The sequence below is a fragment of the Pseudomonas sp. MF6747 genome, assembly GCF_963890955.1.
In the GTDB taxonomy this organism is placed as follows: Bacteria; Pseudomonadota; Gammaproteobacteria; order Pseudomonadales; family Pseudomonadaceae; genus Aquipseudomonas.
The window spans coordinates 50,263-68,832 of the sequence record NZ_CAWPSZ010000052.1; the positions used below are offsets into that span (position 1 = coordinate 50,263).

Below are 18,570 nucleotides of genomic sequence, written 5' to 3' on the forward strand. Positions count from 1 at the left end.
CTATGGCGATAATCACATTCATAAGGCGTGCTTCTGATGGCCGGCCCAGGGCGCCAGCATAAAGCTGAAGGCCAGGCCCAGGCTGACCGACAGGCCGAAATTGCTCACGGCCGGTGTACTCGACACCGCCAGCAGGCCGAACGACAACCAGGTCGTCAGCGCTGCCAGCAGCGTACCTAAAAGACTCACGGCAGGGCCGCCGATCTGTTCGCGCATCAAGATCGCGTAGTCAACGCTGATCGCCGTGACCAGTAGCAGGCCGAACAGGCTGAACAAGGTCAGTGGCTGGCCCAGCCAACCCAGGCTGGCCAGGCTGCACAGCGCTGCGAGCAGCGGCAGGGCAACGATGCGCAAGGCGCCGCCGACACCGAACGGCACGATCAGCAACAGCACGATCAGCACGCACGACATCAATTTCAATTCAGCGGCGCTGATCTGCGTGTCGGCGAACACCCGGTTCAAGTCGCCCAGGCGATCCACCAGCTGCACGCCAGGCAAGTCCAGCGCCTGCACCCGTAGCAGCGCCGGGTTGTTCAGGCCTTGCAGGCTGACCATCGCCGCGACGCCGCCGTCCACCGGGCCCAGCCACAGCGTGCGCCAAGGCTCGGCGAGCGGGCCGACCAGCGCCGCGTCGATGTCTTCGATGGGCAAGGCTTGCAGTTGCGCGATTTCGGCGTGCAGGGCGCTGGCGGGCACGCCCAGGTCCAACAGCGGCTGCCAGTGTTGCGGCAATTGATTCAAAGCGTCGCGCAGCCGTTGCTGCTCGGCGGGCAGGTTGACCAGTTGGTTGAGCGCCAGGTAGCCCTGCAGCTTGTCCATGTTCACCAGTTGATCCAGGCGTTGGCCCAGGGCTGCCTGACGTTCGAGCAACTGCTGCTGATTGTCGGCGCGCACCAGAAAGAACTGGCTGGTGGGCTGGAACCCGGTGATGCGCGCCACGGCCTGGGCTTCCTGCAGCAATTGCGGCGGGGCGCCGATCCATTGGCGCAGATCGTTCTTGCTGTTCAGGTGCCACAGGCCGCCAGCGCAAAACAGCAGCACCAGCGCCAGGAGCAGCGGGCTCGGTAAGTGTTTGATCAAGGTGGCCCGCAGCACCCACAGGCCTTCAGCGATGCGCAGCGGCCATTGCGCCGGGCGCAGGTCCACGCCTTGGAGCAGCGCGGGCAACAGGCACACGGCTGACAGGTAGGCGCCGACCAGACCGGCGGCAGAGAACACCGCGATCTGGGTGAGCGCCGGGAATGGCGTCCAGGCCAGCGCCAGGTAGCCGATGCAACTGGTCGCCAGGCTCAGGCTCAGCCCCGGCAGGGTCAGGCGCAACGCCGGCCAACTGCGCCACGGCTGCAGGCTCCAGCTTTTGGACAGGTAATGCAGCGGGTAATCCACCGCCACGCCGATCAGGCTGGAGCCGAGCACCAAGGTCATCACATGCATATGGCCGAACAGCGCCACACAGGCCACCGCGCCAAACAACATGCCCACCAGCACCGGCACAAAGGCCAGCAGCACACGCCAGCGGCGGAAGGCGAGCAACAGCAATAACAGGATGCCCAGCGTGGCGCCGCCGCCCACCCAGGTAATTTCACGGGTCGCCTGCTGCTGCCCATTGGCCGCGTAGAGCAAGCCACTGGCGGCGAGCAATTGCGCGCCTTGCTCGCCGGCCTGCGCGCGGCTGGCCTGGAGCAGATCCGCCACTTGCACCGGCAGTTTCATATCAAAGGCATTGCCGGTGGTGCGCGCACGCAGCAGCACCCAGCTTTTGCCGTCGGCATCGGCGATCAAGGCGCCGCTGCCGATATCCAATTGCACCGAGCCGTGTTGCGGCTGGCTGTTCTGGATACGCCCGGTCAGGCCCAGCCAGTCGTCCTGGCTCGGCACCAGGCTGAACCCGGTGAAGGGATCGAACAGGGCTTGCACGCGTTGTTGGATGAACGCGTCGGGGTGCTCGATCAGTTGCTCGCGGTCCTTGGCCGAGAGCATCGCCAGGCGCCCGCGCAGCAATTGCTCGCGCAGGGCCGGCAAGTCGGCCTGCAGGTTCCACTGCACTTTTTCGAACAGCCCGCTGGCTTGCCAGCGCTCGCCCAATTGCTGCGCCACCGCCACGGCTTTTTGCCGATCCGCATGCCCGACCAATACCAGCATTTCGCGGTTCAGCGGCTCCTGCATGCGTTGTTCGGCTTTTAGCTCAAGCGCATCCGGCGTGCTGCCCGGCACCAGCTCCATGAGGTTGGCCGACAGCGGCGCGCCATGGCGCCACTGCCAGCCGGCCAGCGCCAGCACGGCCACCAGCAGGATCAGGAACAGGCGCGGCAGCAGGCGCTCACTGGGCAAAGTCGTGTTGCTCCGCATCGCTTAACGGTTGGGCGGCGGTGCTGTCCTGCATGCGCAGCACGGTGCTGTCGCCTTGGGTTTCGAGCAGTTGGATGGTCTGCACCAATTCGCCGCCGTCGATATTGATCTGGGTGAAAACCTGCTTGAGCAGCAATGAGCGCGGGATCAGCGTCAGCTTCCACTGCTTGGCTTCGCCTTGCAGCTGCAATTCGAAATCGCGTTGCAGGCCGCTGCTGTCGCCTTGGAGTACAGCGAGGAACAGGCGGTTCTGCTCGGCCCCGGCGCTCTTGTTCGGCAGCAGTTGCCAGCCATTGGCGTCACGGCGCGCAATGCCTTGGGCGCTGATGCGGTAGTCCTGCTGCAGCGGGGTTTTCAACAGCCACAACAGGCCGTGGTCTTTGGCGAGCACGAAGGTGCCTTTGCTGACCAAGGGTTGGGGCAGGGCGCGCAGGTGTTTTTCCTGGATGAAGTTGCCGTGGATCACCGAGGGCTTGGCCAACTGATCGCTGAGCTGTTGCAGATCAAAAGCATGGGCGCTGAAGCTCAGCAACAACCCGATCAATGTGGGAGCGGGCTTGCCCGCGAAGAACCTGAGGGCGCTGCGCAGTGTCAGGCGGTTCGCGTTATCGTTAACGTCCTTCGCGGGCAAGCCCGCTCCCACAGGGGTCAGCATTTCAGGGCCCTTTCTACGGCGTCGGTGAAGATGTTGGGGGAGGCCAGCTGCATCTCGCGGCTGGCGATTTCTACCGCCACTTGCACGGTGCTGGCGCGGGTCAGGCGTTCGCCGCTGGCCAGGTCTGTGATCAGGTAATTGACCTTCAAACGGTTCTCCCACTCCACCAAGCTGGCGCGCACGTTGATCCTCTGGCCGAACACCGCGCCGCGCACGTAGCGCAGCTGCATGTCGATCACTGGCCACGCGTAGCCGGACTCCAGCATCGCCGTGTAGTTATGGCCGATCTTGTCCAGCAGCGCGCAGCGCGCCACTTCAAGGTACTTCACGTAATGCCCGTGCCACACCACGTGCATGGTGTCGATGTCGAAAAACGGCACGAGGATTTCAGTGTCGCAATGCAACACGCCCTGGCTACGCATGCAGCCTCCAGTGTTGCTCGGCAATACGTTTCAGGCACAGGCGCAGCTCGCCCTCCAGCGCACGGTCTTCGATGACCGGCGGGAAGTCTTTACCCAGCGCTTCATGCATGGCTGCCAGCGCCGGTGGCAGGGGGCGCGCATCGTCCGCCTGGGCGCGCAGCCACACACCCTGGTTGGCCGCGAGCAACGTGGCGGCCGCCACTTGTTCGGTCAATTCCAGCACGCGGATAGCATCACGGGCGGCAATGGTGCCCATGCTGACTTTGTCCTGGTTATGGCACTCGGTGGAGCGCGAGAACACGCTGGCCGGCATGGTGTTTTTCAACGCTTCGGCGGTCCACGCGCTGGTGCCGATCTGCACGGCCTTGAAACCGTGGTTGATCATCGCGCGGTCGGCCGGCGCGCCGGACAGGTTGCTCGGCAGGCCGTGGTTGTAACGCACGTCCACCAGCAGCGCGAGCTGGCGGTCGAGCAGGTCGGCGACGTTGGCCACCAGGGTCTTGAGGCTGTCCATGGCAAAGGCGATGTGCCCGCCGTAGAAGTGCCCGCCGTGCAGCACGCGCTCTTCTTCGGCGTCGATGATCGGGTTGTCGTTAGCGCTGTTCAGTTCGATTTCGATAAAGGAGCGCAGCCAGTTCAGGCTGTCGGCCAGCACGCCAAGTACGTGCGGTGCGCAGCGCAGTGAGTAGCGGTCCTGCAGGCGGTGCAGCGGCGCGGTCGGCGCATCAATCGCAAGGTCTTTGCGCAGCCACGCAGCGACTTGCATCTGCCCCGGGTGCGGCTTGGCGGCGAACAGGCGCTCGTCGAAGTGTTCCGGGTTGCCTTGCAGCGCCACGACGTTCATTGCAGTGATGCGCGTGGCCAGTTGCAGCAGGTAGTCGGCGCGGGCGAAGGCCAGGCAGGCCAGGCCGGTCATTACGGCAGTGCCGTTCATCAAAGCCAGGGCTTCTTTGGGGCGCAGTACCAGCGGTTCCCACCCGAGTTCGCGGTGCACGTCAGCCGCCTGGCGACGCTCGCCACGGAACATCACTTCACGCTCGCCGGACAAGGTCGCGGCCACGTAGGACAGCGGCGTCAAATCACCGCTGGCGCCTACCGAGCCTTCTTCCGGAATCAGCGGCAGCACATCGTGTTCGAGGAACGCGTGCAGGCGCTCGAGCAATTCCACACGCACCCCGGACACGCCGTGGCACAGCGACTGCAAACGCGCCGCCAGCACCGCGCGGGTGGCTTGGGCGTCGAGCAACTTGCCCAGCCCGCAGCCGTGGAAGGTATACAGGTGACGCGGCAGCGCCTCGACGTACTGCAACGGCACCGCCACCACGCACGAGTCGCCGTAGCCGGTGGTCACGCCGTAGATCACGCCTTCCTTGTCCAGCAGCGAGTCGAGGAACTGCGCGCCTTTGGCTATGCGCTGGCGATACGCTGCGTCGCCCTGCAACTGCGTGGGCGCCTGACGGTTGGCCAAGGCCAGCACGTCTTCAATGCGCAAAGCGCGTTCGCCAAAGGTTACTGGCTCAAGATGCGTCGTCATCGGTTTTCCAGAAAGGGTAAAAGTTGAACCATTGTTGGGGCGCTTCCAGGCAGAACTGGCCCAGGCGTGCGGCGTAGCGCGCGGTCCACAGGGCGATGACCTGCTCGCGGGTGCTGCGCTTCCATTCGATCAATTGCGCGAACGGCTCGATGGTCAGGCGATAGCGACCGTTATGCTTCAGGCACATCAGCAGGTTGACCGGGCATTTGAGCAGCCCGGCCAGCAGCCACGGGCCCTGCGGGAACGCCGCGTCAACGCCGAGGAAATCCACGCGCACCTTGCGCCCGCCGTGCAGCGGCACGCGGTCGCCGGCAATCGCCAGCCACTCGCCGTCGTCCAGGCGCTGGCTGAGCAGCAGCATGGTCGCCGGGTCCAGTTCGCTGACCTGGATCAGGCGCAGATGCGTGGCCCCGGCTTCGCCCAGCAGGCGGTTGAAACGCTCGGCGTGCTTGGTGTGCACCAGCACGTTCATGGTGACTTGTTCACCGATCTCGGCCAGCGCGCGGCACACTTCGAGGTTGCCCAAGTGCGCGCCGACCAGCATCTGCCCGCGCTCGCCGCGCAGTTGACCGCGCAATTGCGCCGGGTCGTTGATTTCGATTTGCTCCAGGCGCAGCTTGCCGTTCCACACGTCGAGTTTGTCGAGCAGTGAGTCGGCAAACGCCATGAACTGACCGAAGACTTTTTTATGTGTGGGCCGCAGCTCATCGCGCCCGCTCCAGTCGGCCAGGCGCTGTTGGTATTCCCACGCGCTGAGGCGGGCGGTGCGGCCGAACAGGAAGAAGTACAGCACGATGCTGTACAGCAACGGGCTCAGCAGGCGGCGGCCGAGGACCCTGGCGGCGACGGCAGTGAGCTTCATCAGCCAGAAACTGCCGCGCTCCTCGCGGTCGGCCCAGTGTTTGGTGCGCTCGCTCATGCCTGCCACCGTCGCCACAGAATCATCGGCGCGCGCACCAACATGCCGAAAAACAGCCGCGTGTGCATGGCCGAGATGCGCACGTTGTCGCGAAACAGGCGGAAGTGCGAAAGGCCATCGGCAGGGTAATGCACCTTTGTCGGCAGCCAGCGCATGGGTTGGTTGCGCCAGGCCAGGCGCACCAGGATGTCGGAGTCAAAATCCATGCGCGTGCCGATGTAGGCCGAGTCCATCAAGGCCAGCGTAGGTGACAGCGGGTACACGCGAAAGCCGCACATCGAGTCGCGAATTTGCAGCGACAAGGTGTTGATCCAGACCCACACGTGGGTCAAGTAGCGCGCGTAGAGGCGACCTTTGGGCACGGTGTCGTCGTATTCGGGGTAGCCGCAGATCACCGCATTTGGGTGCGTGCGTGAGGCGTCGAGGAAACTCTCGACTTCACGCAGGTCGTGCTGGCCGTCGGCGTCCACTTGCAGCGCGTGCGTGAAGCCCAGGCGCGCGGCTTCGCGGAAACCGGCCATGACCGCGCCGCCTTTGCCTTGGTTGTTGGGCAAGGTCAGCAGGGTGACGTTTTCGAGTGTCGCCAATTGCGCCAGTACCGCCGCGCACACCGGGCTGCTGCCGTCGTCGACGAGCAGGCACGGCAGGCCGCTGTTCAACAGGCTGTGGACCACGGCGGGCACGGCGGCTTCATGGTTGTAGACCGGGATCAGGGCGCAGGGGTTATGCATGGCTGACCCAACCGACTGGTAGCGCACTTACTGTGCTGAGCGCGCTTGTTGTGGCGAGCGGGCTTGCCCCACGGTGGGCTGCGAAGCGGCCCCCGCAAGGTAACCGAGGTGTCTCAGGCATACCGAGTTGGCAGGTTTTGGGGCTGCTGCGCAGCCCAACGCGGGGCAAGCCCGCTCGCCACAGGAAGCCCGCTCGACACACCAGGCCCGCTGGCCATCGACGGTTATGCACTTGGCGCCTCCAGCACTATGCGGCCACTGGAGCAGGCGGCGACGCCATTGCGGTAGGCAAAATACAGCTTGCCGCGCTCCTGGTCGAAGCGCAGGTGCAGTTCAACCTGATCGCCGGGGCGCACCAGTTGCTGGAACTTGAGCACTTCCAAGCCGGCAAAGGTCGCGGGCAGGTCGAGCAACTGCTGGCCGAGGTTAAAGGCCCATTCCACCTGCACCACGCCCGGCAACACGGGCGTGACAGGGAAGTGGCCGCTGAAATAGGCCAGGTCTGGCGGGATGCTTAGTTGCACGGTCCATTCGCCGTTGGCTTGCACTTGCGCCAGCACGTCCGGCGCTTTGGGCCGTGGGGCGAGTAACAGCGCTGTGACGTCGGCTTGAGGCAGTTTGCCCTGGGCATTCAGCGGCAACTGGCGCAGCAACCGCCAGCGCCGTGGCAGCGCGAGGGCTTCGCAATGCTGGCTCAGATGCTGGCGCAGGGTTTGGGTGACGGCGCGGCGGCCTTGATTGCGCAGGGCATGCAGGCCATCGGCGCTCAACACCACCAGCGCGCCGAGCGAGGCGCGGTTTTCCTGCACCACGCCCAGGCGGGTTTCGGCGACCCAGGCGTGGGCCATCAGCGCCTGTTCGAGCATCGGCAGAGAGATGCGTTTCTCTTCCAGCTTGACGATGCGGTCCAGGCGGCCGAGCAGTTCGAAGCGCCCGTCGGAGTGGATGCGGGCAGCGTCGGCGGTTTGTTCAATGTGCCCGGCCGGTAGATAAGGTGAGGCAATGCGCAGGGCGCCGTCGGCATCCTGGCTCAGTTCTACCTCGGCAAACGGCTGCCACGGCTGCGCGCCCTGACGCCAGGCAATGCCGCCGGTTTCCGAGCTGCCAAGGATTTCGGTCGGCCATTGCTGCAGGCGGTCGTACAGGCTGCCGGCAGCCTCGATGGGCAGCGCGCCACCGGACGAAAACACCCGCGACACGTGGCTCAGGGCGGGCCAGTCGAGGTTGTCGCCCATGCGTTTGAGCAGCGCGGGGCTGGCCACCCAGGCAAATGTTGAGTGTTCGCGGCTGGCGCGCTGCAGGTCTTCGGGGAAGGCCAGTTGTTTGCGTACAAACGTGCGCCCGGCGCACAGCGGCCACAACACCCGAAACAGCAACCCGTAGATGTGCTGGGTGGCGACGCTGCCGATGATGCAGGCGTCGTTAAGGTCCGCGCCCCACAAGGCTTCCAGCGCTTCCACTTCGTTGGCAAGTTGGCGCAGGGTCTTGTCGATGCGCTTGGGCTCGCCGCTGGAGCCGGAGGTGCACAGGCTCAAGTGGCAGGCGTCCAGGTCGAGTGCGGCGGCGCTCAACGGCGCCTGGTACAGCGCGTCGAGGTCAGCGGCTTCCACCAGCCAGGCATCTACAGCGTCGTCCCAGCGCTGGCGGGTCTGGGGTTGCAGGTCGGCCGGCAGCAGCACGCTGACCCCGGCCCGCCAGGCGCCCAGCAGGGCAATGGCCAACAGGCCGGCGTCTTCCAGGTGCACGGCCAAACGCCGGATGCCGCGCGCTTGCAGGCCCGCCGCCAGGCTCAGTGAGTGCGCCCACAGTTGGGCATGGTTCATTTCAGGCTCGGTGGTGACCAAGCGCTGTTGCAGCGGCTCAAGCAGCAGGTGCTCAAGTTTCAACCCATTCATACGCGGCCTCGAACCCTTTGTCGTACCAGCCATTCCACGGCAAACAACAACCCCATCAGCCCATAGGCGATCAGGCCGTTGTACAACGTCCACCAGCTCAGCGGCGCCCACAGGGTGAGGGCGGCGGCCAGCAGGCCATTACACAGAAAAAACACACTCCACACCACGGTGACCTGGCGCGTATAGCGGATGGCCTCGGGCGGCAGTTGCGGTTCAGTGATGCGTGCCAGGCGCTCGACCATCGGCGGGCCGTATTTCAGGCTCAAGCCGAACAGCGCCAGCATAAATGCGCTGACCAGGCTGGGGTACCAGCGCAGCAGCTGCGGGTTGTCGAACCAGGCCAGCAGCAGGCAAAACACGATCACCGCCATCGCCATCCAGCGGCTGCCAGGGCGGCGTGCGCCGGTCAGCGCGCGCAGCAACCACAGGCTGCCCAGCAGCAGGCCGAATTGCCACGGCGCAAAGTGCTCGGTGCCGTAATACACCGCAAAAGGGTACAACAGCCCCGCCAGCAACAGGCCAAGGCCGATCAGCCGGCTCATGCGGCAGGTGCGACCAGACGGTACACCGCCTCAACCACGTCGTTTACGGTGCGCACTGCCTTGAATTCTTCGGCGGCGATCTTCTTGCCAGTCTGGCGCTTGATGTGATCGATCAAGTCCACGGCGTCGATGCTATCGATTTCCAGGTCCTGGTACAGGTTGGCGTCGAGGGTGACGCGCGAAGGCTCCAGTTCAAACAGTTCCACCAAGGCGTCGCGCAGGGTGTTGAAAATATCGTCACGAGTTTGCATGGTCCGGTCTCAAGCTGCCTGTCTGGCCGTGACGAACGCCGCAAGGCTGGCCACGTTGGTGAAGTGATTGCGCGTGTCTTTGGCGTCGGCATCGATCTTGATGCCGTACTTTTTCTGGATCGCCAGGCCCAATTCCAGGGCGTCTACCGAATCCAGGCCCAGGCCTTCGCCGAACAGGGTCTGCTCGCTGCCGATGTCGTCGACGCTGATGTCTTCCAGGCCCAGGGCCTCGATGATCAGCATCTTTATGTCGTGCTCAAGGCGGTGTTGGTCGCTCATCTTCGGCGAGCTCCTTAATGAAATAGTGATGCAGGTAATCGTTGAGCTTGCGTGAAGCCTGGGGCGCGGGCCCGAGTGCGGCAAAGGTGTGTGGTTCTATATCGGCACCCACGCGCAAACTGAAATGAAATCGACGTTTGGGAATGCGGTACCAGGGTTCTGCCTTGGTCAACGTCGTAGGGCTGACCTTGATCACCACGGGGGTGATGATTGTCGCACCGCGCAGCGCAATCGCGGCGCCACCGCGATGAAAGGCGGGTGCAGCGCCGGGTGTGGTGCGGGTGCCCTCGGGGAAAATGATCAGGGTCTGGCCCTGGCGCAACGCCTCGGCGGCGGCGTCGAGCATGTCGGCGCTGCCGTCATTGCTGATATAGCCTGCATCGCGCACCGGCCCACGGGTGAACGGGTTTTGAAACAGGCTCTGCTTGACCACGCAGTTGGTCTGGCGCATCAGGCCGATCAGGAACACCACGTCGATCAGCGACGGGTGGTTGGCAATGATCATCTGGCCTGGGCGACCGAGTTTTTCTGCGCCTTCGACGCTGTAGGTCAGCACGCCGGCGCGCTGCATCAGGCGGATAAAGAACCAGAACAGTTTGCTGATGGTGTGGCGGGCGCGGCGCTGGTGTTTTTCAGCGCTGCCTGGCAGGCAACTGAGCAGCGGAAACACCAGCAAGCGCAGGCACAACCCGCCGACGCCGAAGAAGAAAAAGCTCGCGGCGGTGGCGAACAGGCGCCAGTAATAGGCGTCCCGGGGTTTTTCGGTCAGGGCTTGCGTTGCCAGTTCCATACACGGTTCTTCCAGGCATGTTGGCAGGCAACCTGTTCGGTGAGCAGGGTGCGTAGCAGGTTCAGGGCGTGGGGCCACTGGGTTTGAGTGAGTTGGACAGCGCCGCTGTTTAGTTCCAATCGCCACTCGTCGCCCGGTGTCAGCAGCAGGCCGAGGGCGTAAGGGAAGGGCACGTCATGAATCCAGCGAGCATAGGCTTCGGGGGGCTGCTCCTCGGTGATCACCAGCAACACCGCCGGGGCACCTTCGTTGAGCAGCGCAGCGGCTTCGAGCATGCCGTGCTCCAGGCCGTCGCCTGCGGCGGCGAGTGCGGTCATTTCGCTGGTTTCATTGCGCAGGATTGACCACAGGCCGATCACCGCGTTATGCACCGATAGGCTGAACTGGGTCGGCGACAGGGGTTGGCCATCGGCCAGATCACTGAGGATGTCGAGGGTGCGCGGGGTTTCGCCGTGCCGGGAAATAAACACCAGCGGCAGGTCTTGCAGGCCTTCGGCCAGGGGCCAACCGACACTGAACGCCATGCGTGCCAGGCGACTCAGGCGTCGGCGCTGCATGGCAGGCAAAAAGGACACGTCAGGCGAAGCATCGCTGCCAGGCAGCGCCACTGGGGCCTGGCACCAGGCGTGCCAGTCGTGCGCACTCTCCAGGCCGGGAGCCCAGGCGCGCCATTGGGCGATGTTGAAAGTGATCACTGAGAAGTTATCCCGCCCCTGCGGGCTTCCATGTGCGGCCGTTGGCCCCGAATACCGGGACAGGGAACACAGGCCGAATGGCGCGCATTATCCCGGTGCTGTGGGCTTCTAGCAAACTTTGGTAAAGAATTGTTCACGGCTGATTACAATTTACTGGGAAAGATTTGCAGATTGTCCTTTACCCGAGGACTGGCGGGGTTGTCGGAGTATTCCTTTTAGTTTGTGAGCGCTGGATTACGCGTATCGCGCATCCGGCCGCGCAATGCGCCAGTGCATGGATGAACGAGGTAGCTAACAGGCGCTTTTGCCCTCTACACTCGGACATTCATTGATACACAGAGGTTTTTCCATGCGGCGTGTGGTGTTCAATCAGAAAGGCGGCGTTGGCAAGTCCAGCATTGCCTGCAACCTGGCGGCGGTCAGCGCCAGTGAAGGCTATCGAACCCTGTTGGTGGACCTCGATGCGCAAGCCAACTCGACTCAGTACCTCACCGGGCTGACCGGCGACGATATCCCGATGGGCATCGCCGAATTCTTCAAGCAAACCCTGTCATCCGGGCCGTTTTCCAAGAAAAACCGCGTGGACATCTACGAAACGCCGTTCGACAACCTGCACGTCATTACCGCGACGGCCGAGCTTGCCGACCTGCAGCCCAAGCTTGAGGCCAAGCACAAGATCAACAAGCTGCGAAAGCTGCTCGATGAACTGAGCGAGGACTACGACCGGATCTACCTGGACACGCCGCCGGCGCTGAATTTTTATGCGGTTTCGGCGCTGATTGCCGCTGATCGTGTATTGATTCCGTTCGATTGCGACAGTTTTTCACGCCAGGCGCTGTATGGCCTGCTGGCGGAAATCGAAGAATTGAAGGAAGACCACAACGAAGGCCTGGAAGTGGAAGGCATCGTGGTCAACCAATTCCAGGCGCGCGCAAGCCTGCCGCAGCAGATACTCGATGAGCTGATAGCCGAAGGCCTGCCGGTGCTGCCGGTGTACCTGGCCAGCTCCGTGCGCATGCGCGAGTCGCACCAGGAGAGCAAGCCGCTGATCCACCTGGACCCACGGCACAAGCTGACGCAGCAGTTTGTGGAGTTGCATAACTTGCTGGAAAGCGCGTGATCCTTGCCGGCACCGCCTGGCCCTGTGGGAGCTGGCTTGCCTGCGATAGCATCACCTCGGTTTAACTGGCAAACCGAGTTGCCTGCATCGCAGGCAAGCCAGCTCCCACATTTGTTTTGCATTCCTGCAGGGGGAATTAGATTGTTCCCACAGAGGCTGTAGGAAGGGTCTGGCAAGCGGGGTTGCGCCTTGTCTCGCTGCCTACAGATAAGCCAGAATCCGCCGGCTTGTGCGTCTGGATGGGCGTCTCTAAGGTTCTCGGACCGCTGAATTCTCAATGGTCGGGTTTAGTAGCCCGAGTGTGATCGCCGAACGTACAAGTGTCGTCTATCGGACCTTCTGGTCTGAGCATGATGGTGGCTGTGCGTAGGGCACCCTCGGGTGCGCCGGTCTTCGGCTTTCCACCGGTCTACTAACCTGCGTACAGCTGCCACCCCTCCGTTTAGTAGCGGTGTGATAGCAGCCAAATTCAGGAAAAGTCGATTATGCCAAACGCTACCAACCTGTTCTGCGTATCACCCGGCCTCCCCACCGAAACCCTCGTGCTCAACAGCTACGAAACCTTCTCTTCCGTGCGCACGCTATTACTCAAGCTGTCCAACGATCTAACCGGCGAACACCGCGACGTCGCCCTGGCCATCCATCAATTAAGCGAACTCGGCATACAACTCGTAGGCCAGATAATGGACCGCGAAACCCCCGTAGCCCAAGCCTAAAACACGGTCAGTGTGGGAGCTGGCTTGCCTGCGATGCAGACAACTCGGTCTGTCAGGCAAGCCGTGGTGATGCCATCGCAGGCAAGCCAGCTCCCACATTTGACCGAGTTGATATTGGGTTTGGATTACACCCCTTGGCTACGCAACCAACTCATCAACTGCGGCAACGGGAATGCCCCACTCTGGCGCGCTACTTCGCGGCCGTTCTTGAACAGAATCAAGCTGGGAATCGAGCGAATCCCCAATTGCGCCGACAGCTGCTGATTGGCCTCGCTGTCGAGCTTGGCCAACCGGCACTTGCCCTCCAACTGCCCAGCCGCCTGCTCAAACACCGGCGCAAACGACTTGCAGGGCCCGCACCACTCAGCCCACACATCCACCAGCAGCGGCAGGTCGCCCTTGATCTGGCTGGCGTAATCGCCCTGTTTCAATTCAAAAGGCTTGTTCAACAACACCGGCTGTTTACAGCGCCCGCACTTTGGCGCATCACCCAGGCGTTCGCCGGGGATGCGGTTGAGGCCGTTGCAATGGGGGCAGGGAATGACGAGAGGTTCGGACATGGAGGGCTCCTGGAGATGGCCAATAGTTTCTATTTGGAGCCAGCGCCGCTATTTATCAAGGCAAATACATAACTGTGGCGAGCGGGCATGCCCCGCGTTGGGCTGCGGAGCAGCCCCCAGTAAAGTAACCGAGTTGTATCAGGCGGATCTTCATTGCAGATTTTGCGGCTGCTGCGCAGCCCAGTGCGGGGCAAGCCCGCTCGCCACCGTGAACGTATCGCTTTTGCGAACTTACGACGAACAACTGATCTCCAAATGCTTGCCCCAATCCGGCGGCCGTTGGGCGTATTGCTCCATTCCCGCCTGCTCTTCAAACGGTTTGCTCAGCACTTCATGCAGCCGCCGTACTTCGCTGTAGTCGCCTGACTCGGCGGCGGCGATGGCGTTTTGTGCCAGATAGTTGCGCAGGATGTACAGCGGGTTTACCGCGTGCATGCGCTCACGGCGCTGCGCTTCGCTGTAGTCCCCGTCGCGCGCAACTCGGGCTGTGTACAGTTCGGCCCAGGCATCAAACCCTGCAAGGTCGACGAAGTCATCGCGCAGCCGCGCCACAGCTTGCGCTGCGGGCTCATCACCCAGGCGGCGGAAGAACAGCGTGTAGTCCACGCCGCTGTTTTGCATCAGCTTGAGCAACTGCTCCACCAGCTTTTGGTCATCGTCTTCAGCCGTGGTCAATCCAAGCCGACGGCGCATCAGGTCCAGGTAATGGGCCTGGTACAGCGGTAGATAAAGGCCAAGTGCCTCTTTCAAGGCTTCAACGCTGATAAACGGCGTGAGCGCCTGGGCCAGCGCACTGAGGTTCCACTGCCCAATGGGCACTTGATTGCTGAAGGAATAGCGCCCTTCGTGATCGGAGTGGTTGCAGATGAAGTGCGCGTCAAAGTCATCGAGGAACGCAAACGGCCCGAAGTCGAAGGTGATGCCCAGGATCGACATGTTGTCGGTGTTCATCACGCCGTGACAGAAACCGTAGGCTTGCCATTTGGCGATCATCTCGGCATTGCGCTCGACGATTTCGCGGAACATCGCCAGGTACGGCTCGGGCTGCTCGCGGCACTCGGGGTAGTGCAGGTTCAACACGTGTTCGGCCAGTTCAGCCTGCTGCTCGGGCTTTTTGGTGTAGTAAAAATATTCGAAATGCCCGAAGCGGATATGGCTGTGCGCAAGGCGCAGCACCATGGCGCCGCGCTCCTGTTTCTCGCGCCACACGGGTGTGCTGGAGCCAATCACGCACAAGGCGCGGCTGCTGGGGATGCCCAGCGCATGCAACGCCTCGGAGGCGAGAAACTCACGGATCGAAGAGCGCAGCACCGCGCGGCCGTCGCCCATGCGCGAATAAGGCGTCATCCCGGCGCCTTTGAGGTGCAGGTCCCAGTGTTCGCCGGCCTCGTTGTACACCTCGCCCAGCAGCAGCCCGCGGCCGTCGCCCAGTTGCGGGGTGTAGCCGCCAAACTGGTGCCCGGAATAGACCATTGCCCGCGGCTCCGCTTCGGCCCACAGTTTGTGCCCGCTGAACAGCTCGGCAAACACCGGCGTGTCGGCCACTGCCGGGTCGAGGTCGAGCAGGGCCATGGCGGCATTGCTTGCGACCACAAGGCGCGGCTCGTCGAGCGGCTCAGGCAATACGTGGGTTGAGAACGCGTCGCCCAGGCGTGCGAAGCGGTTGTCGAAGGTCAGTTCGTCGAGGGCTTTCACCGGCCATCTCCAGCAGAATGTCCGAGCATTCTGCTGGGGATAGACGCGTTAGTCGAGTTTGCTCGGCGGTGGTTCTTGCACGCCGCCGTCGTTGGCGGGTTTGGCCGGGGTGTCGACTTCCACCAGTTTGTATTCCTGGCCGTGGAGGTTCTTGAGGTAAACCTCCATCTGGCGGAACGAGATGTTGATGTGGTGGTTCTTGAACTCGCGGTTGATAAAGCGGTTCACCTCGTCGATCACCGGGTTGCGGTCACCGAGGTCGCGCACGTGCATGCGCAATTCGTGGTCGAGGGTGCTTTCGCCGAAGTTGAGGAAGTACACGTGGGGTTCCGGCTCTTTCAGCACGCGTGGGTTTTCTCGCGCGGCCTTGAGCAGCAGTTCCTTCACCAGGTCCAGGTCGGAGCCGTAGTCCACACCCAGTTTTAGCGTGACGCGGGTGATGGTGTCGGTGAGCGACCAGTTGATCAGTTGCCCGGTAATAAACGTCTTGTTCGGGACAATGATGTCTTTGCGGTCAAAGTCGGTGATGGTCGTCGCACGGATGCGGATTTTGCTGACGGTGCCCGACAGGTTGCCGATGGTGATGGTGTCGCCGATACGCACCGGGCGTTCGAACAGGATCATGATGCCGGAGATAAAGTTGGCGAAGATCTCCTGCATCCCGAAGCCCAACCCCACCGACAACGCTGCCACCAGCCATTGCAGCTTGTCCCAGCTCACACCGAGCGTGGACAGGGTGGAGACGAAGCCGACCCCAGCAATCACATAAGACAGCAAGGTGGTTGTGGCGTAGGCGCTGCCTTGAGCCAGGTCCAGCTTGGACAGCACCAGCACTTCCAGCAAACCCGGCAAGTTGCGCGCCAGGGCGAAGGTGATGCCGACGATGATCGACGCACCCAGCAAGTCGCCGAAGCTGATCGGCACCATGCTGATGTTGGCGCCGGTGCCGCTGGTGTACTCGTACAGGGTGATGTTGTCGAGGTAGGAGAACACGGTGATCAGGTCTTTCCACACCCAGTACAGCGCCGCGATAAAGCCGCCGAGCAAGGCCAGGCGAATCAGGCGCATGGACTGTTCGTTGACCTGTTCGATGTCCAGGGTCGGTTCTTCGATCACCGCTTCGCCATCACCGGCTTCCTTGGCGGCCTGGCGTTTGGCCAGTGCACGCGCGTAGGCCAGTCGCCGTGCGGCGACGCCGAGGCCGCGCACGAAGGTGGCTTCGATCACCAGCCAGAACATCAGCAGGTACAGGGTATTGATCAAGCGGTCGCTGAGTTTGAGCGCGGTGTAGTAGTAGCCAAAGCACACCGCCAGAAACAGGGCGACGGGCAGGGCGGTGAACACCAGGCCCACGGCTTTACGAAACAGTGAAGCTTTCTCGTGGGTCGGGCTGTTCAGCAGCAGGCGGCCCAGCAGCCAGGCCATCAGCGCGTAGCACGTCAGTACCACACCGATGCCCAGCACGTCGTCGGCCAGCGCCTCGGGTTGGTGCTCGGCGATGGCCACTACGGCCACCAATGCCAGCACTACCAGGCCAAGTTTGCGCACCCAGCCTTGCAGGAATTCAACCTGGGGTTTCTCCCAGCGAAAGTGCAGTTCCGCCACGCCGCCCGGCGCCAGGATGCGGTAGGCGGTGTAGAACACCAGCCACGCTTGGGCGATCTGCAGCAGTGCATCGCCAAGGTTGGCGTTTTGCCCGCGGGCGTCGATCTGCAGCGCGTAGCCGCACAGCGCCAGGCCCAGGGACACCGGCATCGCCAACAGGATGTTGATCAGGATGGCCTGCGGCGTGTGCCACTGGCTGTCGCGCTTGAAGTGGCCGATGTCCAGGTGAACCTTGTTCAGGCGCTGGTATAGCGCTTTACGCCGCCACAACAATGCACCGATCAACAGCAGCAGTGGCAGGAACAACAGTGGGCGCTGGGTCAGGCCGTCGTAGAGTTCGCTGACGCTGGAGGCCCACGGCAGGGTGGTGATCTGTTTGTTCAGGTGCGCCGGTACGGTTTCCAGCCACTCGGTGTCCAGCGGCTTGTTGCTGGGGATCCAGAACATTTGCTCGTCCAGCGTCGCGCGCAGGGTGGTGGCGGTGCTGAGCAGTTGTTTCTGGTTAAGTTGCAGGGTGATCGATTCGTTCAGCAGTGCACTCAGCTCACGGCTCAGGCGCTCAAGCAAGTCGCTGCGGGTGATCGCCAACTCCAGCAAGGTGCGGCGCAGTTGCGGCGTCACGTCTTCCGGCGGCTGGTTGGCCAGCAAGTTATCCACATACGCACTGGGCGAGTTGATCAGCTCACGCTGCTGGTTGATCTCGAACTGGTACAGGCGAATGTTGGCGATATCGTCTGCCAGGTCGCGGTCGACCGTGAGACGGGGCAGCGCCTGTTTCTGCTTGTAGAGAATCTTGGAGAGCAGCAGGCTGCCCTTGAGCACGTTGATTTGCTCGTCCAGGGCCGAGTCGCTTTGCGTCACTGCGTCCAGTTGCTGCTTGGTCTTGAGGTTGGTCTGGGTCAGCTCGTTGAGGCGGTCGGTACTCTTGAGCAGGTAGTCGGACAGTTTAAGGTTGGCCGCGCTTTCCGAGGCCAGCAGGCTGCTGCCGCCGGCCTTCTGCGCTTCGATGGACTGTTGGGTCACGGTCTGCTGGGACTGGGCCAGGCGTTTCTGGTTGATCAGCGTTTGCAGGTCCTGGATTTCCTGCTCCAGGCGGCTGGTTTTCTCGGTTGCCAGGTCGCGCTGGCTATTGCCCAGGTCTTGCAGTTGGCTGTTGCCGGCCAGTTCCTGGCGGCGCAGTGGAATCAGGGCATTGAGGGCGGCCAGTTCGGCGTTCAGTTGGTTGCGCTGGTCGCCGGTGAGGGTCTTGCCGTTGTCTTTGCCCGCCTTGAGGATCGAGTTGATCTGCTGGATGCGGGTCTGGCTGTTACTGATTTCGGTCTGGGCGCGTTCGGGACGGGTCTGGGCGGCAACGGACATGCTGTTGGCGTCGGCCACGGTTTTTTGCAGATCGCCTTGCTGGGTGGTGCGTTGCACCAGCAACTGCTCAAGCTGCGGCACCGGCAGGGTGGCGTAGCGCTGCGCCACCGGGATGATTTTGGTGGCCTTGAGTCGTACCAGTTCGCGCTGGTTTTCAGTGGTCTGGCGCGGGGCGTCTTCGAGCTGGCGCTTGAGGTCGACAAGGCGCTGCTCGTAATCCTGCTTGTTGCCCAGGTAGGTCAGGGTCTGTTGCAGGATGGTTTGCAGCGCCTTCATGTCGGCGTCAGGCAGCTTGCGGTCGGGCAGTTTGTCCAGGGTTTGCTGGATGGACTCGGCGCTGGGCGGGTCGGCGGCGTAAACGCTGCCGACACAGAGGGTCAGGCCCAGCAGGGCAGTGGCTAAAAAGGTGCGCAGAGTTGTCATGGATACCGGTCGAGCAAGGTAAAAAAGGTG

At 62.7% G+C, this 18,570-nt stretch carries 17 protein-coding genes; 2 read left to right on the plus strand and 15 right to left on the minus strand.

All coding sequences use genetic code 11. The annotated features are described in order from the left end of the window. Positions 1 to 18 precede the first annotated feature (18 nt). The 12 genes from AACW30_RS28915 to AACW30_RS28970 form a co-directional block, all read right to left on the minus strand. Complete coding sequence (locus AACW30_RS28915) at positions 19 to 2,331, minus strand: MMPL family transporter (RefSeq protein ID WP_200623994.1); 2,313 nt, start codon at positions 2,329 to 2,331, stop codon at positions 19 to 21. Continuing rightward, positions 2,321 to 3,004: an outer membrane lipoprotein carrier protein LolA gene (locus tag AACW30_RS28920; protein ID WP_119738028.1), complete on the minus strand. Its 684-nt coding sequence runs from the start codon at positions 3,002 to 3,004 to the stop codon at positions 2,321 to 2,323. Before AACW30_RS28920 ends, AACW30_RS28915 begins: the two co-directional genes overlap by 11 nt. After that, on the minus strand, positions 2,998 to 3,426 hold the full coding sequence (locus AACW30_RS28925) for an acyl-CoA thioesterase (protein ID WP_169368048.1): 429 nt from the start codon (positions 3,424 to 3,426) through the stop codon (positions 2,998 to 3,000). Before AACW30_RS28925 ends, AACW30_RS28920 begins: the two co-directional genes overlap by 7 nt. After that, positions 3,419 to 4,960, minus strand: coding sequence for an HAL/PAL/TAL family ammonia-lyase (locus tag AACW30_RS28930; RefSeq protein ID WP_200623995.1), 1,542 nt, complete (start codon positions 4,958 to 4,960; stop codon positions 3,419 to 3,421). The genes AACW30_RS28925 and AACW30_RS28930 overlap by 8 nt, the downstream gene beginning before the upstream one ends. Beyond that, on the minus strand, positions 4,944 to 5,879 hold the full coding sequence (locus AACW30_RS28935) for an LpxL/LpxP family acyltransferase (protein ID WP_200623996.1): 936 nt from the start codon (positions 5,877 to 5,879) through the stop codon (positions 4,944 to 4,946). Before AACW30_RS28935 ends, AACW30_RS28930 begins: the two co-directional genes overlap by 17 nt. Continuing rightward, on the minus strand, positions 5,876 to 6,610 hold the full coding sequence (locus tag AACW30_RS28940; RefSeq protein WP_200623997.1) for a glycosyltransferase family 2 protein: 735 nt from the start codon (positions 6,608 to 6,610) through the stop codon (positions 5,876 to 5,878). Before AACW30_RS28940 ends, AACW30_RS28935 begins: the two co-directional genes overlap by 4 nt. Before the next feature lie 224 nt (positions 6,611 to 6,834). Beyond that, positions 6,835 to 8,505, minus strand: coding sequence for an acyl-CoA synthetase family protein (locus AACW30_RS28945; RefSeq protein WP_200623998.1), 1,671 nt, complete (start codon positions 8,503 to 8,505; stop codon positions 6,835 to 6,837). Next, positions 8,502 to 9,047, minus strand: a complete 546-nt coding sequence (locus AACW30_RS28950; RefSeq protein WP_106577550.1) for a hypothetical protein — start codon at positions 9,045 to 9,047, stop codon at positions 8,502 to 8,504. Before AACW30_RS28950 ends, AACW30_RS28945 begins: the two co-directional genes overlap by 4 nt. Beyond that, positions 9,044 to 9,298 carry an acyl carrier protein gene (locus AACW30_RS28955; RefSeq protein WP_106577551.1) on the minus strand — a complete coding sequence of 85 codons (255 nt, stop codon included), beginning with the start codon at positions 9,296 to 9,298 and terminating at the stop codon, positions 9,044 to 9,046. Before AACW30_RS28955 ends, AACW30_RS28950 begins: the two co-directional genes overlap by 4 nt. Before the next feature lie 9 nt (positions 9,299 to 9,307). Then, positions 9,308 to 9,577: a phosphopantetheine-binding protein gene (locus tag AACW30_RS28960; RefSeq protein ID WP_010213712.1), complete on the minus strand. Its 270-nt coding sequence runs from the start codon at positions 9,575 to 9,577 to the stop codon at positions 9,308 to 9,310. After that, the gene (locus AACW30_RS28965; protein WP_106577552.1) at positions 9,555 to 10,367 is read right to left on the minus strand and encodes a lysophospholipid acyltransferase family protein; all 813 of its coding nucleotides are present in this window, start codon (positions 10,365 to 10,367) and stop codon (positions 9,555 to 9,557) included. Before AACW30_RS28965 ends, AACW30_RS28960 begins: the two co-directional genes overlap by 23 nt. Continuing rightward, positions 10,343 to 11,062, minus strand: a complete 720-nt coding sequence (locus AACW30_RS28970) for a beta-ketoacyl synthase chain length factor (RefSeq protein ID WP_106577553.1) — start codon at positions 11,060 to 11,062, stop codon at positions 10,343 to 10,345. Before AACW30_RS28970 ends, AACW30_RS28965 begins: the two co-directional genes overlap by 25 nt. A 349-nt stretch (positions 11,063 to 11,411) precedes the next feature. Between AACW30_RS28970 and AACW30_RS28975 the strand changes: the two genes are divergently transcribed. Beyond that, on the plus strand, positions 11,412 to 12,182 hold the full coding sequence (locus AACW30_RS28975) for a ParA family protein (RefSeq protein WP_200623999.1): 771 nt from the start codon (positions 11,412 to 11,414) through the stop codon (positions 12,180 to 12,182). A 485-nt stretch (positions 12,183 to 12,667) separates the two neighbouring features. Continuing rightward, the gene (locus tag AACW30_RS28980) at positions 12,668 to 12,898 is read left to right on the plus strand and encodes a DUF6124 family protein (RefSeq protein WP_200624000.1); all 231 of its coding nucleotides are present in this window, start codon (positions 12,668 to 12,670) and stop codon (positions 12,896 to 12,898) included. A gap of 125 nt (positions 12,899 to 13,023) precedes the next feature. Here the strand turns inward: AACW30_RS28980 and trxC are convergent, their stop codons facing one another. The 3 genes from trxC to mscK form a co-directional block, all read right to left on the minus strand. After that, a complete protein-coding gene (gene trxC / locus AACW30_RS28985; RefSeq protein WP_017138537.1) occupies positions 13,024 to 13,458 on the minus strand; it encodes a thioredoxin TrxC in 435 nt (144 codons plus the stop codon). 231 nt (positions 13,459 to 13,689) lie between these two features. After that, positions 13,690 to 15,153: a protein adenylyltransferase SelO gene (selO, locus tag AACW30_RS28990; protein WP_200624001.1), complete on the minus strand. Its 1,464-nt coding sequence runs from the start codon at positions 15,151 to 15,153 to the stop codon at positions 13,690 to 13,692. A gap of 48 nt (positions 15,154 to 15,201) precedes the next feature. Then, on the minus strand, positions 15,202 to 18,540 hold the full coding sequence (gene mscK, locus AACW30_RS28995; protein ID WP_106577558.1) for a mechanosensitive channel MscK: 3,339 nt from the start codon (positions 18,538 to 18,540) through the stop codon (positions 15,202 to 15,204). Positions 18,541 to 18,570: the final 30 nt, after the last annotated feature.

Excerpts from the sequence above, each read along its gene's own strand:
- AACW30_RS28920 (WP_119738028.1), bottom strand. The coding sequence starts at position 3,004 with ATGCTGACCCCTGTGGGAGCGGGCTTGCCCGCGAAGGACGTTAACGAT.
- AACW30_RS28925 (WP_169368048.1), bottom strand. The coding sequence starts at position 3,426 with ATGCGTAGCCAGGGCGTGTTGCATTGCGACACTGAAATCCTCGTGCCG.
- AACW30_RS28930 (WP_200623995.1), bottom strand. The coding sequence starts at position 4,960 with ATGACGACGCATCTTGAGCCAGTAACCTTTGGCGAACGCGCTTTGCGC.
- AACW30_RS28935 (WP_200623996.1), bottom strand. The coding sequence starts at position 5,879 with ATGAGCGAGCGCACCAAACACTGGGCCGACCGCGAGGAGCGCGGCAGT.
- AACW30_RS28940 (WP_200623997.1), bottom strand. The coding sequence starts at position 6,610 with ATGCATAACCCCTGCGCCCTGATCCCGGTCTACAACCATGAAGCCGCC.
- AACW30_RS28945 (WP_200623998.1), bottom strand. The coding sequence starts at position 8,505 with ATGAATGGGTTGAAACTTGAGCACCTGCTGCTTGAGCCGCTGCAACAG.
- AACW30_RS28950 (WP_106577550.1), bottom strand. The coding sequence starts at position 9,047 with ATGAGCCGGCTGATCGGCCTTGGCCTGTTGCTGGCGGGGCTGTTGTAC.
- AACW30_RS28955 (WP_106577551.1), bottom strand. The coding sequence starts at position 9,298 with ATGCAAACTCGTGACGATATTTTCAACACCCTGCGCGACGCCTTGGTG.
- AACW30_RS28960 (WP_010213712.1), bottom strand. The coding sequence starts at position 9,577 with ATGAGCGACCAACACCGCCTTGAGCACGACATAAAGATGCTGATCATC.
- AACW30_RS28965 (WP_106577552.1), bottom strand. The coding sequence starts at position 10,367 with ATGGAACTGGCAACGCAAGCCCTGACCGAAAAACCCCGGGACGCCTAT.
- AACW30_RS28975 (WP_200623999.1), top strand. The coding sequence starts at position 11,412 with ATGCGGCGTGTGGTGTTCAATCAGAAAGGCGGCGTTGGCAAGTCCAGC.
- AACW30_RS28980 (WP_200624000.1), top strand. The coding sequence starts at position 12,668 with ATGCCAAACGCTACCAACCTGTTCTGCGTATCACCCGGCCTCCCCACC.
- trxC (WP_017138537.1), bottom strand. The coding sequence starts at position 13,458 with ATGTCCGAACCTCTCGTCATTCCCTGCCCCCATTGCAACGGCCTCAAC.
- mscK (WP_106577558.1), bottom strand. The coding sequence starts at position 18,540 with ATGACAACTCTGCGCACCTTTTTAGCCACTGCCCTGCTGGGCCTGACC.